25 protein-coding genes and 1 tRNA gene are annotated in these 24,454 nt (G+C 73.1%); 14 read left to right on the forward strand and 12 right to left on the reverse strand.

What is annotated here, in order from left to right; translation table 11 throughout:
- Positions 1-5: 5 nt before the first annotated feature.
- Positions 6-590 carry a TetR/AcrR family transcriptional regulator gene (locus H1A17_RS00130; RefSeq protein ID WP_194820694.1) on the reverse strand — a complete coding sequence of 195 codons (585 nt, stop codon included), beginning with the start codon at positions 588-590 and terminating at the stop codon, positions 6-8.
- A 56-nt stretch (positions 591-646) separates the two neighbouring features.
- Here H1A17_RS00130 and H1A17_RS00135 point away from each other — a divergent pair, with 56 nt between their 5' ends.
- A complete protein-coding gene (locus H1A17_RS00135; protein WP_194820695.1) occupies positions 647-1,567 on the forward strand; it encodes an alpha/beta fold hydrolase in 921 nt (306 codons plus the stop codon).
- A gap of 18 nt (positions 1,568-1,585) precedes the next feature.
- Here the strand turns inward: H1A17_RS00135 and H1A17_RS00140 are convergent, their stop codons facing one another.
- On the reverse strand, positions 1,586-2,440 hold the full coding sequence (locus H1A17_RS00140) for an alpha/beta fold hydrolase (protein ID WP_194820696.1): 855 nt from the start codon (positions 2,438-2,440) through the stop codon (positions 1,586-1,588).
- A 56-nt stretch (positions 2,441-2,496) separates the two neighbouring features.
- Here H1A17_RS00140 and H1A17_RS00145 point away from each other — a divergent pair, with 56 nt between their 5' ends.
- The 4 genes from H1A17_RS00145 to H1A17_RS00160 all read left to right on the forward strand — a co-directional run bounded on the left by H1A17_RS00145 (position 2,497) and on the right by H1A17_RS00160 (position 6,580).
- Positions 2,497-3,165, forward strand: a complete 669-nt coding sequence (locus H1A17_RS00145) for a TetR/AcrR family transcriptional regulator (protein ID WP_194820697.1) — start codon at positions 2,497-2,499, stop codon at positions 3,163-3,165.
- Between the two features lie 301 nt (positions 3,166-3,466).
- The gene (locus H1A17_RS00150) at positions 3,467-4,063 is read left to right on the forward strand and encodes an RICIN domain-containing protein (RefSeq protein WP_194820698.1); all 597 of its coding nucleotides are present in this window, start codon (positions 3,467-3,469) and stop codon (positions 4,061-4,063) included.
- A gap of 198 nt (positions 4,064-4,261) precedes the next feature.
- Positions 4,262-5,527 carry a multidrug effflux MFS transporter gene (locus tag H1A17_RS00155; protein ID WP_194820699.1) on the forward strand — a complete coding sequence of 422 codons (1,266 nt, stop codon included), beginning with the start codon at positions 4,262-4,264 and terminating at the stop codon, positions 5,525-5,527.
- Between the two features lie 63 nt (positions 5,528-5,590).
- Positions 5,591-6,580 carry a sporulation protein gene (locus H1A17_RS00160; protein WP_194820700.1) on the forward strand — a complete coding sequence of 330 codons (990 nt, stop codon included), beginning with the start codon at positions 5,591-5,593 and terminating at the stop codon, positions 6,578-6,580.
- Positions 6,581-6,690: 110 nt separating this feature from the next.
- Here H1A17_RS00160 and H1A17_RS00165 read toward each other — a convergent pair whose 3' ends face one another.
- Positions 6,691-6,975 carry a hypothetical protein gene (locus H1A17_RS00165; RefSeq protein ID WP_194820728.1) on the reverse strand — a complete coding sequence of 95 codons (285 nt, stop codon included), beginning with the start codon at positions 6,973-6,975 and terminating at the stop codon, positions 6,691-6,693.
- Between the two features lie 374 nt (positions 6,976-7,349).
- Here H1A17_RS00165 and H1A17_RS00170 point away from each other — a divergent pair, with 374 nt between their 5' ends.
- A complete protein-coding gene (locus tag H1A17_RS00170; RefSeq protein WP_145918619.1) occupies positions 7,350-7,757 on the forward strand; it encodes a hypothetical protein in 408 nt (135 codons plus the stop codon).
- Between the two features lie 53 nt (positions 7,758-7,810).
- Here the strand turns inward: H1A17_RS00170 and H1A17_RS00175 are convergent, their stop codons facing one another.
- A complete protein-coding gene (locus tag H1A17_RS00175) occupies positions 7,811-10,171 on the reverse strand; it encodes an ATP-binding domain-containing protein (protein ID WP_194820701.1) in 2,361 nt (786 codons plus the stop codon).
- Between the two features lie 182 nt (positions 10,172-10,353).
- The gene (locus H1A17_RS00180; protein ID WP_194820702.1) at positions 10,354-11,508 is read right to left on the reverse strand and encodes a sigma-E factor regulatory protein RseB domain-containing protein; all 1,155 of its coding nucleotides are present in this window, start codon (positions 11,506-11,508) and stop codon (positions 10,354-10,356) included.
- A 95-nt stretch (positions 11,509-11,603) separates the two neighbouring features.
- On the opposite strand from H1A17_RS00180, the gene H1A17_RS00185 reads away from it, so the two are divergent.
- Positions 11,604-12,260 carry a response regulator transcription factor gene (locus H1A17_RS00185; RefSeq protein WP_145922653.1) on the forward strand — a complete coding sequence of 219 codons (657 nt, stop codon included), beginning with the start codon at positions 11,604-11,606 and terminating at the stop codon, positions 12,258-12,260.
- A 41-nt stretch (positions 12,261-12,301) separates the two neighbouring features.
- Positions 12,302-13,711, forward strand: coding sequence for a HAMP domain-containing sensor histidine kinase (locus H1A17_RS00190; protein WP_194820729.1), 1,410 nt, complete (start codon positions 12,302-12,304; stop codon positions 13,709-13,711).
- A gap of 275 nt (positions 13,712-13,986) precedes the next feature.
- Here H1A17_RS00190 and H1A17_RS00195 read toward each other — a convergent pair whose 3' ends face one another.
- Together H1A17_RS00195 and H1A17_RS00200 are read right to left on the reverse strand one after the other, a co-directional pair.
- Positions 13,987-15,999 carry a tetratricopeptide repeat protein gene (locus H1A17_RS00195; protein WP_194820703.1) on the reverse strand — a complete coding sequence of 671 codons (2,013 nt, stop codon included), beginning with the start codon at positions 15,997-15,999 and terminating at the stop codon, positions 13,987-13,989.
- Positions 16,000-16,056: 57 nt separating this feature from the next.
- Positions 16,057-16,518: a MarR family winged helix-turn-helix transcriptional regulator gene (locus H1A17_RS00200; RefSeq protein WP_145922655.1), complete on the reverse strand. Its 462-nt coding sequence runs from the start codon at positions 16,516-16,518 to the stop codon at positions 16,057-16,059.
- 50 nt (positions 16,519-16,568) lie between these two features.
- Between H1A17_RS00200 and H1A17_RS00205 the strand changes: the two genes are divergently transcribed.
- Positions 16,569-17,090: a VOC family protein gene (locus H1A17_RS00205; protein ID WP_145918622.1), complete on the forward strand. Its 522-nt coding sequence runs from the start codon at positions 16,569-16,571 to the stop codon at positions 17,088-17,090.
- Between the two features lie 24 nt (positions 17,091-17,114).
- On the forward strand, positions 17,115-18,023 hold the full coding sequence (locus H1A17_RS00210) for a hypothetical protein (RefSeq protein WP_194820704.1): 909 nt from the start codon (positions 17,115-17,117) through the stop codon (positions 18,021-18,023).
- On the opposite strand, the gene H1A17_RS00215 is transcribed toward H1A17_RS00210, so the two are convergent.
- From H1A17_RS00215 to H1A17_RS00230, 4 genes are all read right to left on the reverse strand, one after another.
- Entirely contained in the window at positions 17,983-18,513 is a 531-nt protein-coding gene (locus H1A17_RS00215) for a potassium channel family protein (RefSeq protein ID WP_145918624.1), read from the reverse strand. The two genes, H1A17_RS00210 and H1A17_RS00215, sit on opposite strands and share 41 nt — an antisense overlap.
- A 127-nt stretch (positions 18,514-18,640) precedes the next feature.
- A complete protein-coding gene (locus H1A17_RS00220) occupies positions 18,641-18,820 on the reverse strand; it encodes a DUF4236 domain-containing protein (RefSeq protein WP_007075522.1) in 180 nt (59 codons plus the stop codon).
- A gap of 161 nt (positions 18,821-18,981) precedes the next feature.
- On the reverse strand, positions 18,982-19,437 hold the full coding sequence (locus H1A17_RS00225) for an Rrf2 family transcriptional regulator (protein WP_088642227.1): 456 nt from the start codon (positions 19,435-19,437) through the stop codon (positions 18,982-18,984).
- A gap of 7 nt (positions 19,438-19,444) precedes the next feature.
- Entirely contained in the window at positions 19,445-20,359 is a 915-nt protein-coding gene (locus H1A17_RS00230) for an AraC family transcriptional regulator (protein WP_145918625.1), read from the reverse strand.
- Positions 20,360-20,527: 168 nt separating this feature from the next.
- On the opposite strand from H1A17_RS00230, the gene H1A17_RS00235 reads away from it, so the two are divergent.
- Positions 20,528-21,304 (forward strand): glucose 1-dehydrogenase, encoded by a 777-nt coding sequence (locus H1A17_RS00235; RefSeq protein ID WP_145918626.1) that lies wholly within the window; start codon positions 20,528-20,530, stop codon positions 21,302-21,304.
- A 75-nt stretch (positions 21,305-21,379) separates the two neighbouring features.
- Here H1A17_RS00235 and H1A17_RS00240 read toward each other — a convergent pair whose 3' ends face one another.
- Complete coding sequence (locus tag H1A17_RS00240) at positions 21,380-21,811, reverse strand: SsgA family sporulation/cell division regulator (RefSeq protein WP_007457244.1); 432 nt, start codon at positions 21,809-21,811, stop codon at positions 21,380-21,382.
- Positions 21,812-22,104: 293 nt separating this feature from the next.
- Here H1A17_RS00240 and H1A17_RS35385 point away from each other — a divergent pair, with 293 nt between their 5' ends.
- From H1A17_RS35385 to H1A17_RS00255, 3 genes are all read left to right on the forward strand, one after another.
- Positions 22,105-22,737, forward strand: a complete 633-nt coding sequence (locus H1A17_RS35385; RefSeq protein WP_370517023.1) for a TIGR02611 family protein — start codon at positions 22,105-22,107, stop codon at positions 22,735-22,737.
- A 56-nt stretch (positions 22,738-22,793) separates the two neighbouring features.
- Positions 22,794-22,865: transfer RNA gene (locus H1A17_RS00250), tRNA-Val, on the forward strand.
- A 640-nt stretch (positions 22,866-23,505) separates the two neighbouring features.
- A complete protein-coding gene (locus H1A17_RS00255; protein ID WP_194820705.1) occupies positions 23,506-24,294 on the forward strand; it encodes an SCO2525 family SAM-dependent methyltransferase in 789 nt (262 codons plus the stop codon).
- Positions 24,295-24,454: the final 160 nt, after the last annotated feature.

Raw genomic sequence — 24,454 nt, forward strand, 5'->3', positions numbered from 1 at the left:
GCCCGTCACCGGCCGGGAGCCTGGTCGCGGCGGCGGGCGGCGGCTGCGGCCACGGTGGCCAGGTCTTCGCCGGAGAAGCCGGCGCGGCTCAGCACCGCCAGGGACTTGTTCGTCGCCAGCGTGCACAACGCCCACTCGGCGGCCTCCCGTTCGCCCGCCCCCGCCGCCAGCATCGCCTGTTCCAGCATCGCCCGCAGGCCGTCGATCACGGCGCGGACTATCGCCCGGCCCTCCGCGTCGAGGGCCGGGAACTGCGTTGCCGACACGGTGACCAGGCAGCCGTCCGGCACGGTCGGGTCGGCGATGCGGTTCAGGGTGACCTGGAGGAAGGCGGCCGTCACGGCGCCCGGGTCCGGGTGGGGGCCGCGTAGCGCCTGGTCGTACAGCGGGTGGTAGGTCTGTGTGTAGAGCTGGAGGCTGCTGCGGAAGAGGGCGCTCTTGTCGCCGAAGGTGCCGTAGAGCGAGCTGCGGCCGAGGCCGGTGCCCTCGGTGAGGCGGTCGATGGAGGCCTCCGACCAGCCCCAGCGCCAGAAGACGTGCATGGCGCGTCGTAGCGCCTCGTCCACGTCGAACTGCTTGCGGCCCGCCATGTTCGTCAGCATACCTATCTTGTATCGATCGTTCCAAGATGGGTATGGTCGCCGGCATGACAACCCTGAGTTCGCTGCGGCTGCCCGACGGCTTCACCGACGTCTTCACCAGCCGGCTCGTCGAGCTGGACGGGCTGCGGCTGCACGCCGTCACCGGCGGGGACGGCCCGCCGCTGCTGCTGGTCGGCGGCTGGCCGCAGACCTGGTACGCCTGGCGGAAGGTGATGCCCGCGCTCGCCCGTACGCACACCGTCGTCGCCGTCGACCAGCGCGGGACCGGCCTCTCCGACAAACCCGACGACGGGTACGACGCCGGCACGCTCGCCGCCGACCTGGTCGCCCTGATGACCGCACTCGGGCACGACCGGTTCGACGTCGTCGGCCACGACATCGGCATGTGGACCGGGTACGCCCTCGCCGCCGACCATCCCGGGCGGGTGGGCCGGCTCGCCGTCGTCGACGCGATCGTCCCCGGCCTCACGCCGACCCCGTCGTTCTTCAGCCCGGCCGAGGTCAGCCAGCGGTTCTGGCACTTCGGCTTCAACCGGCTCGACGACCTCAGCGAGGCGCTGGTCCGGGGCCGGGAGCGGCTGTTCTTCGGCTACCAGTTCGCCACGAAGGCCGCCACCCCGACCACCATCCCCGCGTACGCCGTCGACGTCTACGTCGACGCGATCGTCGCGGACCCGCGCGGGCTACGGGCCAGCTTCGGCTACTACCGGGCGCTGGACGCGACGATCGCGCAGAACGAACAGCGCGCGAAGACCCGGCTGACGCTGCCGGTGCTCGCCATCGGCGGCGCGCTCTACAGTGGCGCGCTGGTCGCCCGGACGATGCGCCTGGCCGCCGACGACGTCACCGAGGCGGTCATCGACGACTGCGGCCACTACGCCGCCGAGGAGCAGCCGGCCCGGTTCACCGAGATCCTGACCGGCTTCCTCGGTGGCGGGCCGGCGTCGGCCGTGCCGCACGGCTGAGGACGGCCCCCTGCCGGGTCAGGAGTGGGTCCGCTCCGAGGGGACCGGGGTGGTGAAGAAGTCGGCGAGCGCGTCGACCAGGTGCTGCGGGGCCCGGTTGAGCGCGTCGTGACCGGCGCGCGGCACCACCAGCGTGCGGGCGTGCGGCAGCGCCACGGCCAGCGCCTCGTTGATCGGCCGGTAGTAGGGCGGACCGCTGCCGCCGCAGGCCAACAGCACCTCGGCGGTGACGCCGGCCCACCGCTGCGGCGGGCTGTCGTGGTGCTGGATCAGCGCGCTCTCGTCCAGGGTGGTCGGCAGCAGTTCGCCCATGCCGCGCCCGATCGGCGTACGCAGGAACAGTCGGCAGATGGCCACCTGGACGGCCAGTGGCAGGCGCGACGTGGCCGACTGGGTGTTGAGGCCGGCCCCGGTGATCGCCATGGCGCGGGCGATGTCGCCCGCGTGTGCCGCCGCGCGGGCGGCGGGCACCCAGTCGAGCGGGAACAGACCGTTGACCTGCACCGCCGGGTCGTAGAGGGCGAGCCGGTCGATCGGCAGCCCCCGGGCGGCGGCGCGCAGGGCCACGAAGCCGCCGCCGCTGTGGCCGAGCACGTTGCCGACCCCGGTGGCGGCCAGCAGCGCGGCGAGGTCGTCGACGTCCTGCTCGCCGTCGTAGGGCTCGGCGCGGGCCGCCGCGTCGTCCCGCCCGCGACGGTTGTAGAGGTGCACGGTGAACCGGTCGGCCAGCCGCAGGGCCAACCGGCGGTAGATGCCGATGGTGACGCCGCCGCCGTGCACCACGATGATGCCCGGCCCGCTGCCGGTGGAGTGGAGCACGATCTCGGCGTCGTCGGCCGCCGGTACCCGCTGCACGGTCCAGTGCTGTTCCATCTCGTCCTCCCCGACATCAAAACCGCGAACGGTGTTCGCAGTTTTAGAGTGTAGCGGTGACCTCACCCGACGAGCCAGCGCGTCCGCCGATCTGGTCCCGGCCGGCCCGGGGGCAGCGCGGTCCCGCGCCTTCGCACTCCCGGGACGAGATCGTGGCCGCCGCGATCGCGGTTGCCGACGCCGACGGCATCGGCGCGGTCTCCATGCGGGCGGTCGCCGCCGCGCTGCACACCGGCGCCGGCTCGCTCTACCGCTACCTGTCCTCCCGCGACGACCTGCTCGACCTGATGGTCGACCGGGCGGCGGGGGAGCTGCGCCCCTACCCGGAGGCCGGCGGCGACTGGCTCGACACCATGCTGCGTCTCGCGAGGCGGCAGCTCGACCTCTACCGGCGGCACCCCTGGCTGGTGGCGGTCCTGCCCCGGCCGACCGCCCCCGGCCCGCAGAGCCTGGCCTGGTTCGACCACTGCCTGGCCGTCCTGCGGCCGGTGCCGGCCGCGACCACCACCAAGTTCGAGGCGATCGCCATGATGACCGGGGTGACGTCGCTGTTCGCCCGGCAGGAGTCCGCCGCGCCGCCGGTCGGCTTCGCCGGCATCGACCTGGCGGCATACCCGAACCTGGTCGCCGCCGTCACCGACCCGTCACCGTCCGCGCCCCGCGACCTCTTCGCGACGACGGTACGCGGCGTCCTGCGCGGACTACTCGTCGACGACGCCGGGTGAGGCAACCTCCACAAGGTGACCTCCGCCTTTTTCTCGACATGCAATTCGAGCAGTGTGCTGGCGAGCCGGTTCGGTACTGGCGGATCGGCGAATCCCCATTTCGGGAATCCTGTTTACTTCCGTAGTGGCACGACGATGAGCGGTGGGCTCCGGCCGGACGATCGGGGGAAGGGGCGGTGATCGATGCCATGGTTGAACGGCTATTGCAATCTCCCGCCCGCATCCGGATACTTGGAAGAAGTATTCACATCTACGAATGGATTAACGTATGAGTCGTCTCCGTCGTGATCACCGTGCCCTCGTGGCGGGAATCGGAGCCACCCTTCTCGCGCTGAGTCTTCTGGTGTGGCCGGCCGCCGGTGCCACGGCGCAACTGGAAACTCCCGACCGGAATGACACGAAAGTGGGTGTCAACGCCAACTACTATCAGCTCAAGAATCCGGACTCCGGATTGTGTCTGACCCTCTACAACGGCAACGCATTCGATGGGGCACCGCTGGTCGTCATGCCATGCGCCCAGGGCGGGAAGCCCATGAGCTGGGCTTTCAGTGCTGGGAACGCCGGTAATCTCTCCACCCAGGCCGATCCGAGTCGATGCGCCGATGTCCTGAACGGCGTGACCGCCGACGGAACTTCCGTGCTCGACTGGTCCTGCGGTTCCACCAACCCCAACCAACAGTGGACCCTCACCAATGGTGGCAGACTACTGAGCGGTCTGTCGGGCGGGTGGTGTCTCTCCATCTACGGGGACAACCCGACGCCTGGGACGATCGTCGTCCTGATGTCGTGCCTGAATGAGGGTGGAAGCGCCTCTCCCTCTCCCTCCCCCGCCCCCTCTTCGTCTCCGTCTCCGTCTCCGAGTGGGGCGGGCGATTACGCGAAGTGGGTTATCAGCTAGTGCCATGACATGAACGTTCGCGGTGCCGGGCCAGGTGGCTCGGGTGGCGGGCCGGCCATGGACGTGGACGACGTGCCGCCGATGTGGCGATACCCGAGGTCGGGTATGCCGCCAAATCGGCGGGACGTGGTGAATCAAGCAGGCGAGGTCTTCAGGGTGTCGTCGCTACCGGCCGGTTGGCTCGTCTACGGTCCATGGGTGACACCTCCGCAGGTCGAGACGCCGTCCACGTCGCACCGACCCGGCCGGGCGGCGGGCAGGCCGTCCATGGTCGCGCTGGTGCTGCTGACCGGGGTGGGGCCGTTCGCCACCGACGCGTACATCGCCGCCCTGCCCGAACTGCGGCGCTCCCTGGACACCAGCGCCACCATGGCGCAGCTGACCCTGACCGCGTTCATCGTCGGCATGGCCGCCGGTCAGCTCCTGCTCGGCCCGGTCAGCGACATCCGGGGCCGGCGCGGCATCGTCCTGGTGAGCACCGTGGCGTTCGCGTTGCTGTCGCTGCTCTGCGCCGCCGCCCCGACCGCCGGGGTGCTGGTGCTCGCCCGGCTCGGGCAGGGGATCGCGGCCGGCACCGGGGTGGCGCTCGGCCGGGCGATGGTGACCGACGCGTGGCAGGGCGACCAGGCCGCCGCCCGGTTCGGCAGCATCGCCTCGGTGACCTTCCTCGGCCCGGTGCTGGCACCGGCGGTCGGCGGGGTGATCCTCGACCACGGCATCTGGCGTACCGTCTTCCTCGCCCTCACCGGGCTGGGGGCGGCGATGGCGGTGGCCGCGCTGGTCGGCCTGCCGGAGACGCTGCCCGCGCACCGCCGGCAGGACGGCGGCCCCCGCGCGGCGCTGGCGCGGATGGCCGGGCTGCTGCGCGACCGTACGGTGCTCACCAACCTGATCGTGCTGTGCCTGGCCATCGCCGGCTTCTTCACCTACATCGGCGGCTCGTCGTTCGTCTTCCAGACCGCCTACCGGGTGGACGAGTCCCGCTACACCCTCATCTTCGCCACCAACGCCGCCGGCATGGCCGCCGCCGGGCTGCTGTTCCGGGTGCTGGTCAAGCGGCTCGGCACCGGCCGGCTGCGGGCCGCCGGGCTCGCCGCGTCCACGGTGGCCACCCTCGCGCTGCTGGTCGTCGCCCTGGTGGACCGGGGGGCCGGGTGGCCGCTGGCCGTGCCGTGGACGCTGCTCGCCGTGGTGGTCGCCGGCATGGGCCTGACCCTGCCGGCCAGCACCGCGCTGGCGCAGGAGGCCGGCCGGCGTTCCGCCGGCACCACCGCCGCGCTCCAGGGTGGTCTGGGTTTCCTCGCCGGCGCGCTGGTCACGCCACTCACCGGTCTCCTCGGGTACGCCACCCTGCTGCCCATGGCCTCGGCCATGGCGGTCTTCTTCGTGGCGGCCTGCGTGGTGCTGGTGCTGCTGGCCCGCCCCGGTGCGCCCTTTCAGCCACTTCACAGTCCTGGCGGTTAGGGTGCGCCGGGTAACCGTGCGTGCTCCACGGTGGAGTACGCCGACCGTGAAGCGGGAGTTCCGATGGTCTTCAAGAAGATGCTGAGCGCGTTCGGTGTAGGTGGGCCCAGCGTCGACACCGTCCTGGCCAACCCGAACACCCGGCCCGGCCTGACCCTCGACGGCAACGTGAACCTGGTCGGCGGGGACGCCCCGGCCAACATCGAGCAGATCGGCATCGGCCTGGTCACCCGGGTCGAGATCGAGGGCGGCGACAGCGAGTACGCCGGTGTCATGGAGTTCCACCGCATGGTGGTCAGCGGCCCGCTCCAGCTCGCCCCCAAGCAGCAGCTCGCCATCCCGTTCCAGTTCCCGGTGCCGTGGGAGACCCCGATCACCGACGTCTACGGCCAGCGCCTGCACGGCATGACGATGGGCCTGCGTACCGAGCTGGCGATCGCCCGCGCGGTCGACAAGAGCGACCTCGACCAGGTCAACGTGCACCCGCTGCCGGTGCACGAGCACATCCTGGGGGCGTTCCAGCAGCTCGGCTTCCGGTTCAAGCACGCCGACCTGGAGCGGGGCCACATCCGGGGCTCGCAGCAGACGCTGCCGTTCTACCAGGAGATCGAGTTCTTCGCCGCGCCCCAGTACGCGCAGGCCATCTCCGAGGTGGAGCTGACCTTCGTGACCAGCCCGCACGGGGTCGAGGTGGTGCTGGAGTGCGACAAGCGGGGCGGCTTCCTCAGCTCCGGGCACGACGTGTTCGGCCGGTACACCGTGTCGCACGGCGACGTCGACCGGGTCGACTGGGTCCGGGTCGTCGACGGCTGGCTGCGCGAGACCACCTCGACGTACGGCAACCTGCGGGCCTCGTCCGGCTTCGGCGCGCCCACCCACGGCTACCCGACGCACGGCCACGGTCACGGCCACCACGGCCGGGGGCCGGGGATGGGTGGCGTGGTGGCCGGCGCGGCGCTCGGCGTGGCCGGCGGCCTGGTCGCCGGTGAGCTGCTCGACGACGCCTTCGAGGGCGACGACGACGGTGGCGACTTCGGCGGCGACTTCGAGTGACAGGCGTTCCGGTCCGGCACGGGTGCTGACCGGCACGCACGACGATGGCCCCCGGGCGGAATCCCGGGGGCCATCGTGCTCAGCAGCTCACGCTGCTCGGGTCAGCCGTGTCAGCGACGACCCTTGCGCTCGGCGCCGGAACGCCGTGCCGAACCCGCCTTCGCCAGGCCCCGGCTCACCAGGTAGGCGCCGGTCAGGGCGGTCAGGAACCACCACGCCTGCGTCGGGTTGTTGATGTTCAGGCCGTTCGTGGTGGTACCGCGCCAGAAGGCGGAGATCACCACGACCGCGACTGCGGCGGCGTAGACCCAGAACTCGGTGGTCAGGAACGACTGCTTGGTCTCCGTACCCGGAGACGGCATCGGTTCCCGGTGCCCGTCGTGCATCGCCGGCATCTGCCGGGTCTGCTCGTTCATCATGGCGTTGCGCTGGGCGGTGTCCTGCATCGGCCGGTTCATGGGCCTGGTGGATGCAGCCTGCGTGCTCATCTGGTCCTCCTCAGGATTTGATGAGTACCTGCAACTCCCTCGCCCCGCTACCGCGGTCGGCCACGGCACGGTTCACCTGCTGTGGCGGGGGCACCCTGGGTCTACCCCCCGACCCTGAGCAGGTAACACCGGCCTCCGGCCGAAAATCCGCCGCCCGCCGGGTCCGCGCCGCGGTGCCCCGACCGTGGTACGCCAGCGGGGCCGGACCCGGGCGGCGGTGTTTGGTGGTCCGGCCCCCGGGCACGCAGTGGGTTCCGCCGAGACCCTGTGAGGTGAGGAACGTGCGCGACGACGACAGGATGCGGGAGTCCACCCGTCAGGCCGAGGAACGGCTCACCGCCGGGGCGTACGGTCCCGGAGCCCTCGACGAGGTGACGGTGCCCCAGATCGACGTGACCCGGGCACTGCAGGAGGACGACCCGGACGACGTGGCCGACGTGCCGGTCGACCCGGAGGTGCTGCGCGACGGCGGTCCCACCCGGGGTCAGGGCGCGCTGACCACCACCGGAGGCACGGCCGGGCCGGCCAGCGTCCGACGGGTGGCCCGGCAGCCCGAACGGCACCCGGGCACGGTGGCCCCGACCACCACCGGCGACGCCACCACCGGCGGCCTGAGCACCCCGACCGGCGGCCCGGTCAGCGACCAGTCCGCCAGCGCCGTCGAGATCGGCGACTTCTCCGACGACTGAACCGGCCCGCCCGGCGGTGGTGTGTCGCCGCCGGGCGGGACCGGGTCGGACGGTCAGCCGGCGGGGCGCAGCACGCCCAGACGTCGGGTGGCGCGGGTCAGCGCGACGTACACGTCGCTGCGCCCCCGGGGTGACTCGGCGACGATCCCGTCCGGGTCCACCACCAGCACCGAGTCGAACTCCAGCCCCTTGGCCTGGCCGACGGTCAGCAGCACCACCCGGCTCTCCAACTCGGGCTGCTCGCCGACGGCCGCCTCCGGCAACGCGGCCAGCAGGACGCCCGCCAACTCGTCGGCCCGCCCGGCCGGCACGATCACCCCGAGCCGCCCCCCGCCGTCGCCGGGGCGGCCGTCCGCGTCGCCGTCGGCCAGCTCGGCGGCCTCCGCGCGGGCCGCGGCGACCAGTTCCGCGTCCAGCCGGTCCGCCCCGACCGTCCGGTCCCACGGCGGCACCCCGCTGTGGCGTACCGACCGGGGTGGGCGCAGCTCCGGGTCGATCCCGGCGAGCACCTCGGCGGCCACCGCCATGATCTCGGCCGGGGTGCGGTAGCTGACGGTCAGCTCCTCCAGCCGCCACCGCCGCGCCACGTACGGCTCCAGCGCCTCGGCCCAGGACGGCGTGCCGGCCAACGCGCCGGTCTGCGCCACGTCCCCGACGATCGTCATCGACCGGCTCGGGCACCGGCGCATCAGCAACCGCCAGGCCATCGGCGTCAACTCCTGCGCCTCGTCCACGATGACGTGCCCGAACGCCCAGCGTCGGTCGGCGGCGGCCCGCTGCGCGGTGGTCAGCCGGTCGGCCTCCTCCTGCCGTTCCAGCAGCCGGTCGGCGTCGATCAGGTCGGTGACGCCGAGGATCTCACCACCGTCGGCCTCGTCCTCCACGTCGATCGAGCGGGAACCCCGGGCGATCTCCAGCACGCCCTCGGCGTACTCGCGTTGGAAGGACCGGACGCGTTCCCGCCGGGCGGCGGCGGCCCGCTCGTCCTCGCCGAGCAGCTCCGCGGCCTCGTCGAGCAGCGGCACGTCGGCCGGCGTCCAGCCACCGCCGGCCGGGCGGTGCAGCAGGGCGCGTTCGTCGTCGGTGAGCATCGGCGCGGCGGTGGCGATCCGCTCCGGCGCGGCGTACAGGTCGGCGAGCAGCCGTTGCGGGGTGAGCACCGGCCACAGCTCGTCCAGGACGGCGGTGATCTCCGGTTCCTCGCGCAGCTCCCGACGGATCTCGGCCCGGTCCGCCTCCTCCAGCAGGTTCTCCCCGCCGAGCGGGTCCGCCCCGATCCGCTCGGCCACCTGCTCGGCGAGGGCGTGCACGATCTCGATGTCGAACAGGGCGCGGGCCAGGTTGTGCGGACGCTCGGTACGCCGGACCCGGTCGCGGGCCTCGCGTACCGTCTCCGGGTCCAGCCGGAGCACCTCGCGCTGGGGCAGTTCGATCTCGATCGGCTCGTCCGGCACCCACTGCCGGTCCCGGACGGCGGCGGCGAGCACCTCGGCCAGCACCGCCCGGCCCTTGAGGGCGGCGGTCCGGGCCGGTTCGGCGCGCCGGGCGCTGACCCCGGGGAACAGGTCGCCGGGGGTGCTGAGCAGCACACCCGTCTCGGCAAGCGCCGGCAGCACCTGCGAGATGTACCGCAGGAACGTCGCGTTCGGGCCGACCAGCAGCACACCGCGGGTGGAGAGCTGCTGCCGGTGGGTGTAGAGCAGGTACGCGGCGCGGTGCAGCGCGACGGCCGTCTTTCCGGTGCCGGGACCGCCCTGCACGACCAGCACCCCGGGCAGGTCGGCCCGGATGATCCGGTCCTGCTCGGCCTGGATGGTCTCCACGATGTCCCGCATCCGGCCGGTCCGGCCGGCACCGAGCGCGGCGAGCAGCGACGCCTCCCCGGTCAGTTCCTCGTGACCGGTGGGGGAGGCGGTCGCGATGTCCAGCACCTCGTCGTTGAGGCCGGTGACCTTCCGCTCCCGGGTGCGCAGGTGCCGCCGCATCCGGATGCCCTGCGGGTTGGCGGCGGTGGCGAGGTAGAACGGCCGGGCGGCGGGGGCACGCCAGTCCATCAGCAGCGGGTGGTAGTCGCCGTCGGTGTCGAAGATGCCGATCCGGCCGATGTAGTGCCGGCTGCCGTCGGCCCCGTCGAGCCGGCCGAAGGCCAGCCCCTGCTCGACCGCCGAGAACTGCTCGACCTGGTCGGCGTACATCTGGACGGCGCTGTCGCGTTGGGAGCGGTCCTGCTGGGTGCCGCCGCCACCGGCGCGCAGCTCGTCGGTGAGCCGCCGGGCGGCCTGCTCACGCATGCCGTCCAGCCGGCCGTAGAGCATCGACACGTACTCCTGCTCGCGGCCGATCTCGTCGTCGTGTTGTCGCAGCTCGTCCGGGTGCGTTGACAAGCCGTCTCCTCGTCGCTTAGAATCACGCATGGAATGGCTCTTGAGTCATTCCTTTTTGCATTTCGGGAACTGTTCAAGATACCGCCTGCGGCGGCCCCCACCAAGCCTGCACCCCACGCCGGACCCGGCCCGCACCCTGCGCCGGACACGGCGACGGGGGCCCGCGCCGGCTCACGCCGGCCCGGACCCCCGGAGGGTCGTGAGGTGCGGGATCAGCCCCGCGCGGCCTGGTACAGCCGCTCCGGCGTCACCAACCCGGCGAGCACCCGCCCGTCGTCGGTGAGCAGCACGCTGAACAGCTTCCCGGCGAACAACCGGCCGCTGCCCCAGTCCCCGCTGACCTTCGGCAACCCGTTGAGCAGGTCGAGGGCCTGCGCCGCGCCGGGACCGTCGGCCGGGCCGGGCTTCGCCGCGCCGCCGTCCGGCTTGCGCGCCTCGTCCGCCTCGTCCGTCCGCGTCACCAGCACGGTGGTCCAGCCCGTCCCGACGGTACGCAGACCGGCGTCGTCGCCCGCCCCGGGCTTCGCTGCGGCCCCGGCCTTCCGGTGCGCGTCGACCTTCGCCCCGGCTGCGGCCTCCGCCTCCGGGAGGTCGCCGGTCGCCTCGGTCACCTTCACCCCGGGCGGCGGGTTGAAGGTGAACTGGTCGGCGTCCGGCCGGCGGTAGTCGACCTGGGTGAAGGCCATCTCGAACGCCGGCCGGTCGGCACCGTCGGCGAGCACCTCGAACCGCAGCGGCACGTGCTCCGTCGCGTCGATGGCGATCCGCACCTGGTGCACCAGGGACGCCTCGTCACGCGGGGTGAGCACCAGCTCGTACGCGTCCCGTCCGGCGACCGTGGCCGTCCGGCCGGTGGTCACCAGCGTGCTCGGGTCGACGGCGGCCAACGCCCGCTCGGCGGCGTCCTTCGGGGTGACCGGCAACGCGCCCTCCGCCGCCCGCCCGGTCGACTCCGGCAGCGTCCGGTGCGTCGCCGTGTTGGCCCTGCTGTCCCAGGCCCACACGTCCCGGCCGGAACGGATGACGTCCCGCTCGCCCAGGGTGTCGAGCAACGCGACCCGCTGCCGGTCCGGCCCCGAGTACCAGACCCGCAGGGTGTGCGTGCCGGTGAGCAGCGCGGCGTCCCCACCGGCCAGTCCGGCCAGCGGCGGCAGCCCGAGGTCGGCCCGCTGCACCACCGTGCCGGAGAGCCCGTCCAGCCGGGCGGTCTGCAGGTCGACGAGGAGTTGGGCGGCGCTGCGCGGCGGCAGGGCCGGCTCGGCGTTCGCGGCGAACGTGCCGATCGCGGCACCCCCACCGACGACGGTGACCGCGGCGGCCAGCGGCACCAGCCACCGCAGGGTGGAGCGGTTCTTCAGTACGGACATGAGCGCACCTCCTGCGACCATCCTGCCGGTTCGCTGCTGTGAGCCCGCTGAGGACGGCGTCCCGGTCGGTCGCGTCGGGGTGGCACGCTGGGATGATGCGGGTGCTGGTGGTGGAGGACGAGGCCCGGCTGGCGGCGGCGTTGCAGCGTGGCCTCACAGCCGAGGGGTTCGTGGTGGACACGGCCGGCACCGGCCCGGCCGGGCTGGACGCCGCCCGGCACGGCGGATACGACGCGATGATCCTCGACGTGATGCTCCCCGGCCTGTCCGGCTACGAGGTGGTCCGCCGGCTGCGCGCCGACGAGCACTGGCTGCCGGTGCTGATGCTCTCCGCCAAGGACGGCGAGTACGACCAGGCCGACGGGCTGGACTGCGGGGCCGACGACTACCTGACCAAACCCTTCTCGTACGTGGTGCTGGTGGCCCGGCTGCGGGCGCTGCTGCGCCGGGGCGCCCCGGAACGGCCCACCGTGCTCGCCGTCGGGGACCTGCGGCTGGACCCGGCCCGCCGGCGGGTCACCCGCGCCGACGCCGAGGTGGTGCTCACCGCCCGGGAGTTCGCGCTGCTGGAGTACCTGATCCGCCGCCCCGGCGAGGTGATCTCCAAGACCGAACTGCTCGACCACGTCTGGGACGCCAGCCTGCGGACCGCCCCGAACGCGGTCGAGGTGTACGTCGGCTATCTGCGCCGCAAGATCGGCCGGGACCGGTTGGAGACCGTCCGGGGCGCCGGCTACCGGCTGATCCCGTGAGCCGGCTGCGCTGGTCGGCGCTCGGGCTGCGTGCCCGGCTGATGGTGCTCGGCGTGGCGGGCCTCTCGGTCGGGTTGGCCCTGGGCGGGGTGGTGCTGCTGGTGGCGCTCGGCTGGACGCTGCAACGCACCGTCGACGAGGAGGCGTTCCGCACCGCCGACGCGGTCGCCCGGCTGGCCGGCGAGGACGCCCTGCCCGATCCGCTGCCGGTGGCCGGCGGGCAGCTACGGGTGCAGGTGGTCGACTCCGCCGGGCGGATCAGGGCCGCCTCCATCGACGCCGACCGGCTGGTGCCGATGGTCCGCCCCGACCAGCTCAGCGGCACCGGCCGGCAGCGCACGGTCGTGCCCGGCCAACGGCTCGGCTGGGAGGGGCCGGTACGCGTCGTGGCGGTACCCGCCCGGTCGGCGGGGGAGCCGGTGACCGTGCTGGTGGGCCGCTCCACCGTGGACGTCCGGCACGCCACGCAGGCCGCCCGTACTGTGCTGCTGGTCGCCTTCCCGCTGCTGGTGGGGCTGCTCGCGGTGGTCGCCTGGCGGGTGGTCGGGGCCACCCTGCGCCCGGTCGAGGCGCTGCGTAGCGGGGCGGCCGAGATCACCGGGCGGGACGCGGCCGGCCGGCTGCCCGTACCCGCCTCCCAGGACGAGATCCACCGGCTGGCGGTCACCCTCAACGACATGCTGGACCGGTTGGCGGCGGCCCGCGCCCGACAACGGTCGTTCCTCGCCGACGCGGCACACGAACTGCGCAGCCCGTTGACGAACATGCGTACCGAACTGGAGGTGGCCCAGCGCCTCGGTGACCGCACCGACTGGCCGGCCGTCGCCGCCGACCTGCTCACCGACACCGAACGGCTGGGCCGGCTCGTCGACGACCTGCTCCTGCTCGCCCGACTCGACGAGCAACCGGCACAGCAGGCCGACCACCTCCGCGCGGCGGAGCCGGTGGAGCTGGGCGCTCTGCTCACCGAGGTCGCCGCCCGCTGGCCCGACCCCGTCGCCGCAGGTCCGGCTGTGTCGCCGGAGGTCACCGTCGTCGGGGCGGGTCCGGCTGTGGCGTCGGAGGTCACCGTCGTCGCGGCGGCGGGTCCGGCGTGGACCGTCGGTGTCCCCGACGAACTGCGGCGGGTACTGGGGAACCTCGTCGACAACGCCGTCCGGCACGCGCGTACCCGGGTGGTGCTGGCGGTCGAACCGGCGGCCGACGGGGCGTACCACCTGGTGACGGTGACCGACGACGGGCCGGGAATCCCGGTCGCGGACCGGGAGCGGGTGTTCCGCCGGTTCGCCCGGCTGGACGAGGGGCGCGCCCGGGACGCGGGCGGCGCGGGACTCGGCCTGGCCATCGTGCGCGAGCTGGTACGCCGGGGCGGCGGCACCATCGCCCTCGACGACGCCCACCCCGGCCTGACCGTCCGGCTCCACCTACCCGTCCTCCCCGACCCCGACTGATCCGCCCTCCACACTCCGCGCCGGTGGCCCCCGCCTGCCCGAGTTGATCAAGAGGTTTGCGTCACCCCAACCCACCTCGGCTGACGCAAACCTCTTGATCGCCCGACCGGGCGGGGTGGATGAGGCGGTGATCAAGAGGTTTGCGTCAGGAATCTTGCTGGGGGTGACGTAAACCTCTTGATCAACACGGGCGGGGCGGGGGCGGACGGGCGGGGCGGGGGTGGGCGTCGGGTGGGGAAGGGTGGGGAGGGGTGGGGTGGGGAGGGGTGGGTGGGTCAGCGGCGGGTGGTGCAGACGCGTTTGGCTCGGGCCACCACGTCGGTGGACCAGACGACGGCGACGGTGAAGCAGTAGTTGGTGGTGCGGTCCAGGCCGTGCACGACGAAGTTGTCGGTGCCGGGTGGGAGGGTCTGGAAGGGGCGCGGGTCCTGGCCGGCCTGGGCGGCGGAGAGCACCACCGGGCCCTCGCTGCCGGCCGGGTACGTCCAGGTCAGGGTGATGCCGTCGGGTCGGTCGCGCAACGTCACCCGCCCCGGTGGGGTGCCCGGCGAGGCGGGTGGGCCGGCGTTCGGCGTGGTGGCGGTCGGGGCGGCTTCGCTCGGCGCGGCGGGCGGTGGCGCGTCGGAGCCCCCCACCTGGGACACCCCGGCGATCACCGCGACCGCGCCCAGCAGCACCACGGCGACCCCGGCGGCCACCAGCGGCACGGCACCCGGGCGGCGCGGGGGCGGGGCGTGCCGGCGCGGCACCAGCACGGGCAGCAACCGCGACGGGTCCACCGGCGGCTCGGCCGGCGTGACCCGGCGTACCCCGGCCGCCTCCTCGTCCCGGCGGCTCTGTGACAGCGGCGGGGCATAGGGGACCTCCCGCCACCCGCCGGTCGTGGACCCGGGCGCTCCGGCAGTGGCCGGCTCGGGCGGCCAGTGTCCGTCGTCGTCGATCCGCCCCGACCCTGCCGGATAGCCCGGCCCACCGGAATGGCCGGACCCACTGGGATGGCCGGGTCCGCCGACATGACCCGGCTCGGCTGGATAACCCGGCTCGGGCGGATAGCCGGGCCCGGGCGGATGACCCGGCCGGGCTGGATGACCCGCGCCCGCCGGATAGGCCGACCCGGCCGGGTGGCCAGGTGCCGGGTAATCGGAGACCGGGTGACCGGAGGTCGGGTAGCCGCTGCCGCCCGGGTAGCCGGTGTCATCCCGGTAGCCGGCATCGCCCGGGCCGTCGCCGGCCCGGTAGCCGTCCCCGCCGGGCTGACCGTCCCAGGGGCCGTAGCCGCTGTCGGCGGGAGCGGAGTATCCACCACCTGCCGCGGGGCCGGCCGCGCCGAACCGGTCGGGTGGACCGAACCGGTCGGGGGCATCGAAGCGGTCGGGTGGACCGAAGCGGTCGGCGGGGCCGGGGCGGCCGGCGTCCGGTGGGTAGCCGGTGTCGTCGGCGGGCATCCGCTGGCCGGGCACCGTCGGCGGGTACGGATCGTCGGGTGGCACCGGGCCGGCCGACCAGGCCGGCAGGTCGGGCGGCCCCTCGGCGGGCGGCGGGGTACGGGCGGCCGGCACCACCGGCGTACCGCGCTCGGGGGTGGGCTCGTCGTCGCAGACGTGGTCCGGGTCGGCGGCGGCGCGGGCCAGGGCCGCCACCTGACGGGCGAGCGGGTCGTCGGCGGCGAGGTGCTGTCGGGCCAGCTCGCGGGCGAGGGCGAGGTTGTCGTGCGCCTCGTCGAACCGGCCGCAGTCGCGTTGCATGGCACCGAGCCGGGCGAGCATCTTGATGCCGCTGGCGTGGCCGTCGCCGTACACCTCGCGGTGCAGTTCCCAGGCGTCCTGGAGACGTTCGCGGGCCTGGGAGCACTGGCCCCGGGCGTACTCCACGGTGGCCAGGTCGGCGTGCGCGGCGAGCACCCGCAGCGACTCGGGACCGTCGTGGGCGGTCAGCTCCAGGATCACCTCGGAGTAGAGCCGGGCGGCGCGGGCGTCGCTGCCGACCCGGTGCAGGACCGCCGCCAGTGTGGCCGCCGCCGAGATCGTCCGCTGGTCGGAGATGCCGTACAACCGGCTCGACGCCGCGTACGCGAAGGCGGCCCAGCCGCGCGCGGAGTGCGGTTCACCGAGGGTGACCAGCAGTCGGGCCTGGAGGCCGGCGGCCTCGGCCAGCTCGGGGGAGGCGTGGTCGGGGCGGGGGTCCGCGTCGGTCAGCGCGTCGGCCAGCAGTCGCTGGGCACCGGCCAGGTCGCCGGCGGACACCAGGTGCTGCGCCTGGAGGGTCAGTTCACCGAAGCCGGAAGACACGCCCCATCGTGCTTGGCCGGCAACGGTTAGTACAACCCTTGCCGGTCGGCAACTTGGTCAAGAACCGGTCAGGTGGGCGACCAGCGTCTCGCTGATCCGGCGCAACTGGTCGACCTGGGCGGGGCTGAGCGCGTCGAACAGGTGCCGGCGTACCCCCTCGACATGGCCGGGCGCGGCGGCGGCGAGGGCCGCGAAGCCGGCGTCGGTGAGTACGGCGACCTGCCCGCGCCGGTCGGTGGGGCAGTCCTCGCGGCGGACCCAGCCGGCGGTCTCCAGCCGGGCCACAGCGTGCGACAGCCGGCTGCGCGAGGAGCCGGTGAGGTCGGCCAGTTCGCTCATCCGCAGCCGCCGGTCGGGGACCTCGGAGAGCCGCACCAGGATCTCGTAGTAGGCGTGCGGCATCCCGGCGTCGCGTTGCAGCTCGCGGTCGAGGGTGTCGGTCAGCGCCCGGGAGGCGGCCAGGAAGGCACGCCAGGTCTGCTGCTCGTCGGGGTCCAGCCAGCGGGTCATGGCCACCATCATAGCCGGAATAGTTGAACGCTCAACAAAACCGCGCTAGCGTGGTGGGCATGGGAATCCATCGCCTCAACCACGCCGTGCTCTACGTCTCCGACCTGCGTCGCAGCATCGACTTCTACCGCGACGTGCTGGGCTTCCGCCCGGTGCCGATGACCCCGGACGGGTTCCGGGGCGCGGCCTTCCTCCAGGCCCCCGACTCGACCAACGACCACGACCTCGGCCTGTTCGAGATCGGCGCGACCGCCGGCCGCTCCCAGGCCGGCCGGGCCACCGTCGGCCTCTACCACCTGGCCTGGGAACTGGACACCCTCGACGAGCTGGCCGTCACCGCGCAGCGGCTGGCCGCCGCCGACGCCCTGGTCGGCACCTCCGACCACGGCACCACCAAGAGCCTCTACGGCCGCGACCCCGACGGGCTGGAGTTCGAGATCGTCTGGATCGTCCCGGCCGACCTGCTCGACGAGGACGCCCTCGCCGCCCGCAAGCGGATCGGCCGGCTCGACCTCGACCGCGAGCGGGCCCGCTACGGCGGGCAGACCCGGGGCGGGGTGGGGATCTCCGTCCCGGCCTGAACGGCCGTACGGTAGAACGACAGGATGTCGATCGACGCCGTCCTGGGCGGACTGCTCGTCCGTCAGCTCGACCACTGGCTGCCGGGGGCCCTGCACCGCTCCCGGCGGGCCACCCTCGCGCTGGCGTACGCCGGTGACCCGGGCACCGCCGAGGCGGCCCTGCGGGTGGTGGCCGGTTTCGCCGACCGGCTCCGGGGCCGCCGGCTCACCGTGCTGGTGCTCGCCGACGGCGGCCCCGAACTGCCCGCCCGGCTCGGTGTCGTCGAGGCCGGCCTGCCCGGCGACGTGGCCGTGCACGTGGTGCCCGGCGACCCCGGCCGGCTGCCGGTGGTGCTGAAGGCGGCCGGCGCGGTCGGCGCGCCACTGCTCACCCTGGTCGACGGCGCGGCACCGGAGCCGGCGCTGCTGGCCGCCACGGCGACCGGCCGACCGGCCGAGGTGCTGCTGACCTCCACCGCCCCCACCCTGCGGCCGGCCCTGACCGCCGCCGGGTTCCCCCTGGTCACCGAGGTCGAGCTGGTCCCCACCGACGGGACACCGGCCCGGCTGGTCGCGTTCGGCACCAGGCTGGACAAGAGCCTGGAGGCGTTCAAGGAGGCACTCTGGGCCACCGCGACCGCGACCGCCGGAGTCGATGCCGCCGTCCGCTACCGGGACCCGGCCGGTGGTCTGCTCGACGTGGGGGCGGACCCGCCGACCGGTCCGCTGCGCGACGCGCTGCTGGCCGAGCTGACCCGCCACGGCCCGCGTACGGTGACCGAGCTGCGCCGGCACACGCTGACCGCGACCGCCTACCGGGCCGGGGACGCCGGACGCGCACTCGCCGAACTGCTGGACGGTGGCGCGGTCACCCGGGACCCGGAACACGGGCGGCTCGGCGGGGACGTGCTGATCAGCGCCGGCCCCGCCCCGGCCGGGCGGTCAACCGTTTGACCACGATGGACGCCCCGGTGGCGATGACGCCGATGCTGAACAGCATCTGCACGCAGACGACAGCCTTGGCGAGCTGCCCCTCGGGGTGCACGTCGCCGTAGCCGATCGTGGTGAGGGTGGCCAGGGCGAAGTAGAGCGCGTCCAACCGGGTACGCAGCCCGGAGAACTGCTCGGGCCCGCTCGCGGCCACCACGTAGTCGGCCACCGCGAACGCGAGCAGCCCGGCGACCAGCGCCACCACCAGCCGGCTCAACGACTTGACCTCGTCGTCACCGACCGGGGTGCCGGCCCCGAGCTGACGGCTCACCTGGCGGGTTACCAGGACGGTGACCACCCCGATCAGCACCAGGGTGCCCACCGCCCGCAGGGTCAGCCGCACCCCGTTCGGATCGGGCTCCAACGGGATCAGGAAGAAGCTGACCACCAGCAGGCAGCAGGCCGCCAGGGTGTGCCGTCGAATCCGCGCGTAGCTCCCGTCGTCGCTGGCCATGCGGCGATTCTGCGCCGTGCTCGCCGCCCCGATCCGGCGAATGCCGAACCTGGCCGGAGGCGGACCGGACACGCAGACGGCGAACGGGGCACCGGTGGACCACCGGCACCCCGTTCGCGGAAGGGCGTCACGCCCGGGACTTGTCCTGCTTCCAGGACAGCGGGCCCGGCAGGTCGACCCGGTGCGCCTTGGCCCGGGAGTTCCACGACCAACGACCGATCTTGATGCTCCACGACGAGAAGCCGTTCTCGGTGAAGTTCAGGATGATCGGCCCGTACTTCTTGCGCTTACGGAACATCAGACCCATCGTGGCGCTCCCTTCGCGTTCCCTGTCGTCGTTGCCGTCTCGGCCCGGTAGATGCCCGCATTCACGAAAACCGAAACCTGGTCGGGTCCAGGCTGGACGGTGTCGACCACGGCGGGCGGGTGCGGCGGGACGGGTCGGCGTACCGACCGGTGGCGCGACCGTCAGCGCGGCTCCCAGGCGTCGGGCAGGGTGGTCAGCTTGCGGACGTGCGCCGGGAGCCGCCCGCTGACCACCTCGGCGAGACTCACCTCGTCGAGCACCTGCCGGACGGCGGCACGCACCGCCACCCAGAGCCGGGGGAGGTTCTCCGCCGAGCCCTCGTACCGGGTCTCCTCGGGGCGCAGCCCGCGTACCCCGGCCAACGGGCCCTCGACGGCGCGCAGGATCGCCCCGACGGTGACCTCGCGCGGCGGCCGGGCCAGGGTGTAACCCCCCTCGGCGCCGCGCTGCGCGCGGACCACGCCGGCCCGACGCAGGTCGGCCAGGACCGCTTCGAGAAACTTGCGCGGCATGTCCTGCTCGCTGGCGATCGCCTGGGTGGAGAGCAGGGAGGGGTAGGCGGTGGCCAGGCTCAGGGCCGCTCGGACCGCATAGTCGCCGCGCGCGGAGATCTGCACCCTGCCATCATGCCCGTCCGTCGGGGTCAGCGGGGTCAGCGGGTCGCCGTGGTCGGACGATCCGCGACGACTGACGGTCCCGGGCGGCCCGGAACGCCCCCGGACTCACCCCCACCTCGCGGGTGAAGAACCGGCCGAAGTTCGTCGGTTCGGGAAAGCCGAGCTGCCGACCGATCCGGGCCACCGGCTCGTCGGTGGCGGCGAGCAGCCGGCGGGCCTGGAGCGCGACCCGCTCGTCGACCACCTGCTTGGCGCTGCGCCCGGTCACCGCCAGACAGGCCCGGGTCAGGGTACGCACCGAGCAGCCCAGCCGGGCCGCGTAGTCCTCCACCCGCCTGGTGTACGGGTACCCCGCCTCCACCTCCCGGCAGAACCGGCGGAACGTGGCCGTCTCGGTCCGCTGCGGGTCGGTGTCGTCGGGCGTCCTGCCGGAGGTGCGGACGCCGGGCAGCAGGGCGAGCCGGATCAGCAGCACCGCGAGCTGGTGCCGGAGCAGGGCGTGCGCGGCCGGGTCGGCGCGGTGCCGGCGGTGGTCCACCACCAGCTGGGAGACCTCGTTGATGACGGCGTCCTCGTCCGGGCCGGTGAGCTGGTGGTGCTGCGGCACGGCGTCGGGGTCGACGTCCAGGCCGCGCAGCGCGTCGGCGTGCCAGCGGAGCACGACGGCGTCGAGCCGCGCGGGGCAGCGCAGCACCTGGCCGGGGGCGGCCCGCAGCAGGGTGCCGGGGCGGCAAGGCAGCGCCCGGAAGTCCAGCTCGACGAGGCCGTGCCCGCCGGTGACCAGGACGAGCAGATCGTCGTCGAGCAGGACCGGCCGGGGCGCGCCCGTGCCGGGTACGAGGTCGCCCAGCTCCAGGATGTCGATCTCGGGGCGGGGCAGGTCGGGACGGGTTGCCGGGGAGAGCTGACCGGAAGGGACCATCGTCTTCGACCGTAACCGGGGACGGCCGAGGTCGCATCCCGGCGACGGGACTCTGTCGCGCTCGCGGTGGACGGGAGCTGCCGGGGTCGACCCCGGTGGGGTTGTCCGGCTGCCGGGGCCGGGCTACGTTACCGATCGGTAAGGACCGCGACGTGCGATGGGGTGCTCATGACGGATCTGTTCTCGGTCGACGGCAAGACGGTCCTGGTCACCGGCGGCTCCCGGGGGATCGGGCTGATGATCGCCCGGGGCTTCGTCCGGGCCGGGGCCACGGTGGTCATCTCGTCGCGCAAGGCCGACGTGTGCGAGGCGGTGGCCAAGGAACTGTCCGCCGAGGGGCGGTGCGAGGCGATCCCCGCCGACCTCGGCGACGACGCGGGCGCCGACGCCCTCGCCGCCGCCGTCCGCGAGCGGTACGACCGGCTCGACGTGCTGGTGAACAACGCGGGGGCGACGTGGGGCGCGCCGCTGGAGTCGTACCCGGGCAGCGCGTTCGACAAGCTCTGGGCGGTCAACGTGAAGGCGGTGTTCCGGCTCACCACCGCGCTGCTGCCGGCCCTGCGGGCGGCGGCCTCCGACGACGACCCGGCCCGCGTGATCAACATCGGCTCGATCGACGGGCTCCGGGTGCCGGCGATGGAGGTGTACGCGTACTCGGCCACCAAGGCCGCCGTGCACATGCTCACCCGCAGTCTCGCCCATCAGCTCGCCGCCGAGCGGATCACGGTCAACGCGATCGCCCCCGGCCCGTTCGAGAGCAAGATGATGGCCTTCGCCCTGGACGACCCCGCGACCCGGGCGGCGATCACGCAGCAGGTGCCGCTCGGCCGGATCGGCCGCCCCGACGACATGGCCGGCGCGGCGATCTACCTGTCGTCGCGGGCCGGGGCATACCTGACCGGGGCGGTGATCCCGGTGGACGGGGGCATCACCACGCACGGCTGACCGGCGTACCGACGGGCGGTGGACGGCCGGAGCCGCGCGGACTCGGCAGATCCGCGCGGCTCCGGGGCAGACTGGTCAGCGACCGGCGAGCAGCCGGTTCACCGCCGTGTCGACGTCCAGGTGTTCGGCCTCCCGGCCGCGCGGGACGACGACGTAGGTCCGGCGCAGGAAACGCACCAGCACGCTGCGCGGGACCTCGAACAGGGCGTTGCCGTCGGGCGACGACAGGGCCAGCGCGACGAAGTCGCCGCGCGGGGTGGCCCAGGGCCAGACCCGCACGTCGCCGATGCCCGCCGGCTCGTCGAGGCCGGTGACCAGCAGTTCGCGGGCGAACGACCAGCTCACCGCCTCGCCGCCGGCCGACTCGGCGTGGAACAGGACGTGGACCGCGTACGGGTCAGCAGGGTCGTAACGCAGGCTGGCACGCACCGGCAAGGCGGTGGCGTCAGGCGCGACGAGCCTTAGCGACGTCTCGACCTCTACGGTCGTCGGTCGGATGACACTCATGGACGTTCTCCCCCCGGCACCGCTGCGGAACGCGCGTGTCCCGCTTTTCCCATACTCAGGTGCTACTGCTGGCTACGCTCCGCCATACGCTGACTTCACCCAGTGGTGGGAAGGGGGTCCGAATCGCCGCGAGAATGTGAGAATTCTTGTAGGATTTCCGGTTCTGCCCAGTCGGGAGCCCGTCCGAAGTCGGGTGGTTCAGTCGTCGACTTACTCCGGTAACGTCCAGTGGTCTGCGCAAGTGACGGGCCGGGACGACACTGGGGGGTGAAATGGCCGCGAAGCGTTCCTCAATGGATGCGGTGAGTAGGGCCGAGTCACCGAAAGTAGGGGCCCGAGCAGCCAAAAGGCGGGGTGACAGGGTGCCGATCAAGCCACCGGACCGAGACGGTCGGGCGACCTCCGACGCCGGTCGTGCCGGTCGAGTCGCCGGCGCCCCCCGCAACTCCCGGGGCCGGGCCCGGCCGGTCAACGGACGCGCCCGCGGTGGCGGAGGCCGATCCGGCCGGACCGCCCTCGCCGCCCGCCCCACCGGCTGGCGGTGGCGGGTACGCACCACCCTCGACCTGATCCGGGCCAACCCCACCGGACGCGTCGCCCTCAAGATATTCATCGCCGTCGCCGGGGCGCTCGTGGTGACCGTCGGCATCGCCCTGATCCCGCTCCCCGGTCCCGGCTGGCTGATCGTCATCGCCGGCCTCGCCATCTGGGCCGTCGAGTTCCACTGGGCCCGCCGGCTGCTCGGGTTCACCCGGCGCCACGTCCACGCCTGGACCCGGTGGGCCACCACCCGCTCCCTGGCCGTGCGGTTCCTGCTCGGCTCCGTCGGCCTCGTCTTCGTCGCCGTGGTGCTCTGGCTCTCGCTCAAGTACAGCCTCGGCATCGACCTCGTCGCCCAACTGCTGCACTACCTCGCCACGACCTGACCGGCACCCCGGGTTTTTGGCTCCGCCGCACGATCGGGTAGAGTCAACGGCGCTGAGGGCGATTAGCTCAGTGGGAGAGCGCTTCGTTCACACCGAAGAGGTCGCTGGTTCGATACCAGCATCGCCCACTCTCAGTTCCGCAGGTCAGAGGCCGCTTCCCGGGTTCGGGAGGTGGCCTTTCTGCTGTCGTACGTGCTCCGGCCGGTGACCGCAGCGTCCCGACTCCGGGCCGTGATCACGTGGTCGGCCGCGGTCTCAGTCTCGGATAGGGAATCACCCGCCGTCCTGCGCTGGCGGGGCCAGGCCGGGCGCGGCGCGGCCACCCTCCGGGCTCGGTCGGAGGCCGGGGGCGGGATGGTGGGTGCGCATCCTTTCGAGCTGATGACATCAGCGATTCAGGTGTATCCGGTCAGCCGTGGCCGATTCGATCGGTGATCGACCCGCTGGGCCCCGGCCGGCCCCCGGCCGACTCGACCTGAGTCGACGGCTGCGGAGGAAACCGCCGCCGTGCGGTATCCGCAGCCGGCCGTCGTCGGCGATTCGTCAACGCCGTCAGGTCGAAAGGACGCTGAGAGCAATACCTGCCCGCAGCCCTCAGCCCCCGTTTGCGGACCGGCCGCGACCCCGTGCCCGTGCGGATAGCCGCCGACCGTGGTGAAAGAGCGCCTCTTGCGGGCCGGCAGCACTTCCGATACACAAAGGGCGGTGCACCGAGCGCGTCCGAGACCTTACCGAAGGTCGTCCGCCGACATTGATGGAGGCGCAGTCATGGCGTTGACCCCGGCGGCTGGTGGTGGCGACTCGCCGACGTCGCCCCTGCCGATTCCGGCACCGGGACCGGTCAATGCCGAGGTCCAGTGGGACGGGTTCGACCCGCAGACATATGTCCGACACAACTACGCGGACCTGCGGGCCGATGATCGGGAGATTCTCCGCCGGACCAGGGATTTCTTCGCCGGGGCGGAACTTTCCGGGGCGCGCTGTGTCGACGTGGGGTCGGGAGCGAATCTCTATCCGGCGCTGTCGCTTCTGCCGTTCGCCCACACCGTCGATCTGTGTGAATGGTCGACATCGAATGTGTGTTGGCTGCGTCACCAGGTCGACTCCTACGACCCGATGTGGGATCCGTACTGGCAGGTGTGTGCGGAGCACCCGGCGTACGCTGCCCTGACCGACCCGAGGCGGCGGCTGGCGCGGGTGGCCCGGGTGTCGCGGACCAGTGTCTTCACCCTGCCGGTGCACGCCTGGGACGCCGGAACGATGTTCTTCGTGGCGTGTTCCATCTCGGCCCACCGGTCGGAGGCCGAACGGGCGATAGCCCGGTTCCTGCGTGCGCTGCGGCCCGGATCGCCCTTTGCCCTGGCGGTCATGCTCGGCTCCGCCGGCTACCACGTCGGTCGACGGTCCTTTCCGGCCGTGTCACTCGACCGCGCCGAGGTCGTGGCCGGTATCGCCGCGAGCGCGTACGAACTTGACGTCCACGAGGAACGCCCCCGACCGCCGTTGCGTGACGGTTACGTGAGTATGTTGCTGACCACCGGTCGTACCCGCGGATAGCATCGACGGCGGCACCGGGCCTGGTCCACACCCGATGGTCGGCTTACCGACACCCCGTCGACAAGCACTTCGTACGGTGGTCGACCGGCCCGCTACCATGACGGTGCACATTACTGTCGGCCACCGTGGATCTTCCTGCGTACGGCAACAACAGCGGTTT

The organism is Micromonospora sp. S-DT3-3-22 (assembly GCF_015354745.1).
Lineage (GTDB): Bacteria > Actinomycetota > Actinomycetes > Mycobacteriales > Micromonosporaceae > Micromonospora > Micromonospora wenchangensis.

Bases quoted from the DNA above. Each gene is read 5' to 3' on its own strand.
- H1A17_RS00140 (WP_194820696.1), bottom strand. From the start codon at position 2,440: ATGGAACAGCACTGGACCGTGCAGCGGGTACCGGCGGCCGACGACGCC.
- H1A17_RS00235 (WP_145918626.1), top strand. From the start codon at position 20,528: ATGACGGATCTGTTCTCGGTCGACGGCAAGACGGTCCTGGTCACCGGC.
- H1A17_RS00210 (WP_194820704.1), top strand. From the start codon at position 17,115: ATGTCGATCGACGCCGTCCTGGGCGGACTGCTCGTCCGTCAGCTCGAC.
- H1A17_RS00215 (WP_145918624.1), bottom strand. From the start codon at position 18,513: ATGGCCAGCGACGACGGGAGCTACGCGCGGATTCGACGGCACACCCTG.
- H1A17_RS00255 (WP_194820705.1), top strand. From the start codon at position 23,506: ATGGCGTTGACCCCGGCGGCTGGTGGTGGCGACTCGCCGACGTCGCCC.
- H1A17_RS00165 (WP_194820728.1), bottom strand. From the start codon at position 6,975: ATGCCGGCGATGCACGACGGGCACCGGGAACCGATGCCGTCTCCGGGT.
- H1A17_RS00185 (WP_145922653.1), top strand. From the start codon at position 11,604: ATGCGGGTGCTGGTGGTGGAGGACGAGGCCCGGCTGGCGGCGGCGTTG.
- H1A17_RS00190 (WP_194820729.1), top strand. From the start codon at position 12,302: ATGGTGCTCGGCGTGGCGGGCCTCTCGGTCGGGTTGGCCCTGGGCGGG.
- H1A17_RS00180 (WP_194820702.1), bottom strand. From the start codon at position 11,508: ATGTCCGTACTGAAGAACCGCTCCACCCTGCGGTGGCTGGTGCCGCTG.
- H1A17_RS00130 (WP_194820694.1), bottom strand. From the start codon at position 590: ATGGCGGGCCGCAAGCAGTTCGACGTGGACGAGGCGCTACGACGCGCC.
- H1A17_RS35385 (WP_370517023.1), top strand. From the start codon at position 22,105: ATGGATGCGGTGAGTAGGGCCGAGTCACCGAAAGTAGGGGCCCGAGCA.
- H1A17_RS00200 (WP_145922655.1), bottom strand. From the start codon at position 16,518: ATGGTGGCCATGACCCGCTGGCTGGACCCCGACGAGCAGCAGACCTGG.
- H1A17_RS00205 (WP_145918622.1), top strand. From the start codon at position 16,569: ATGGGAATCCATCGCCTCAACCACGCCGTGCTCTACGTCTCCGACCTG.
- H1A17_RS00175 (WP_194820701.1), bottom strand. From the start codon at position 10,171: ATGCGTGATTCTAAGCGACGAGGAGACGGCTTGTCAACGCACCCGGAC.
- H1A17_RS00135 (WP_194820695.1), top strand. From the start codon at position 647: ATGACAACCCTGAGTTCGCTGCGGCTGCCCGACGGCTTCACCGACGTC.
- H1A17_RS00220 (WP_007075522.1), bottom strand. From the start codon at position 18,820: ATGGGTCTGATGTTCCGTAAGCGCAAGAAGTACGGGCCGATCATCCTG.
- H1A17_RS00160 (WP_194820700.1), top strand. From the start codon at position 5,591: ATGGTCTTCAAGAAGATGCTGAGCGCGTTCGGTGTAGGTGGGCCCAGC.
- H1A17_RS00230 (WP_145918625.1), bottom strand. From the start codon at position 20,359: ATGGTCCCTTCCGGTCAGCTCTCCCCGGCAACCCGTCCCGACCTGCCC.
- H1A17_RS00240 (WP_007457244.1), bottom strand. From the start codon at position 21,811: ATGAGTGTCATCCGACCGACGACCGTAGAGGTCGAGACGTCGCTAAGG.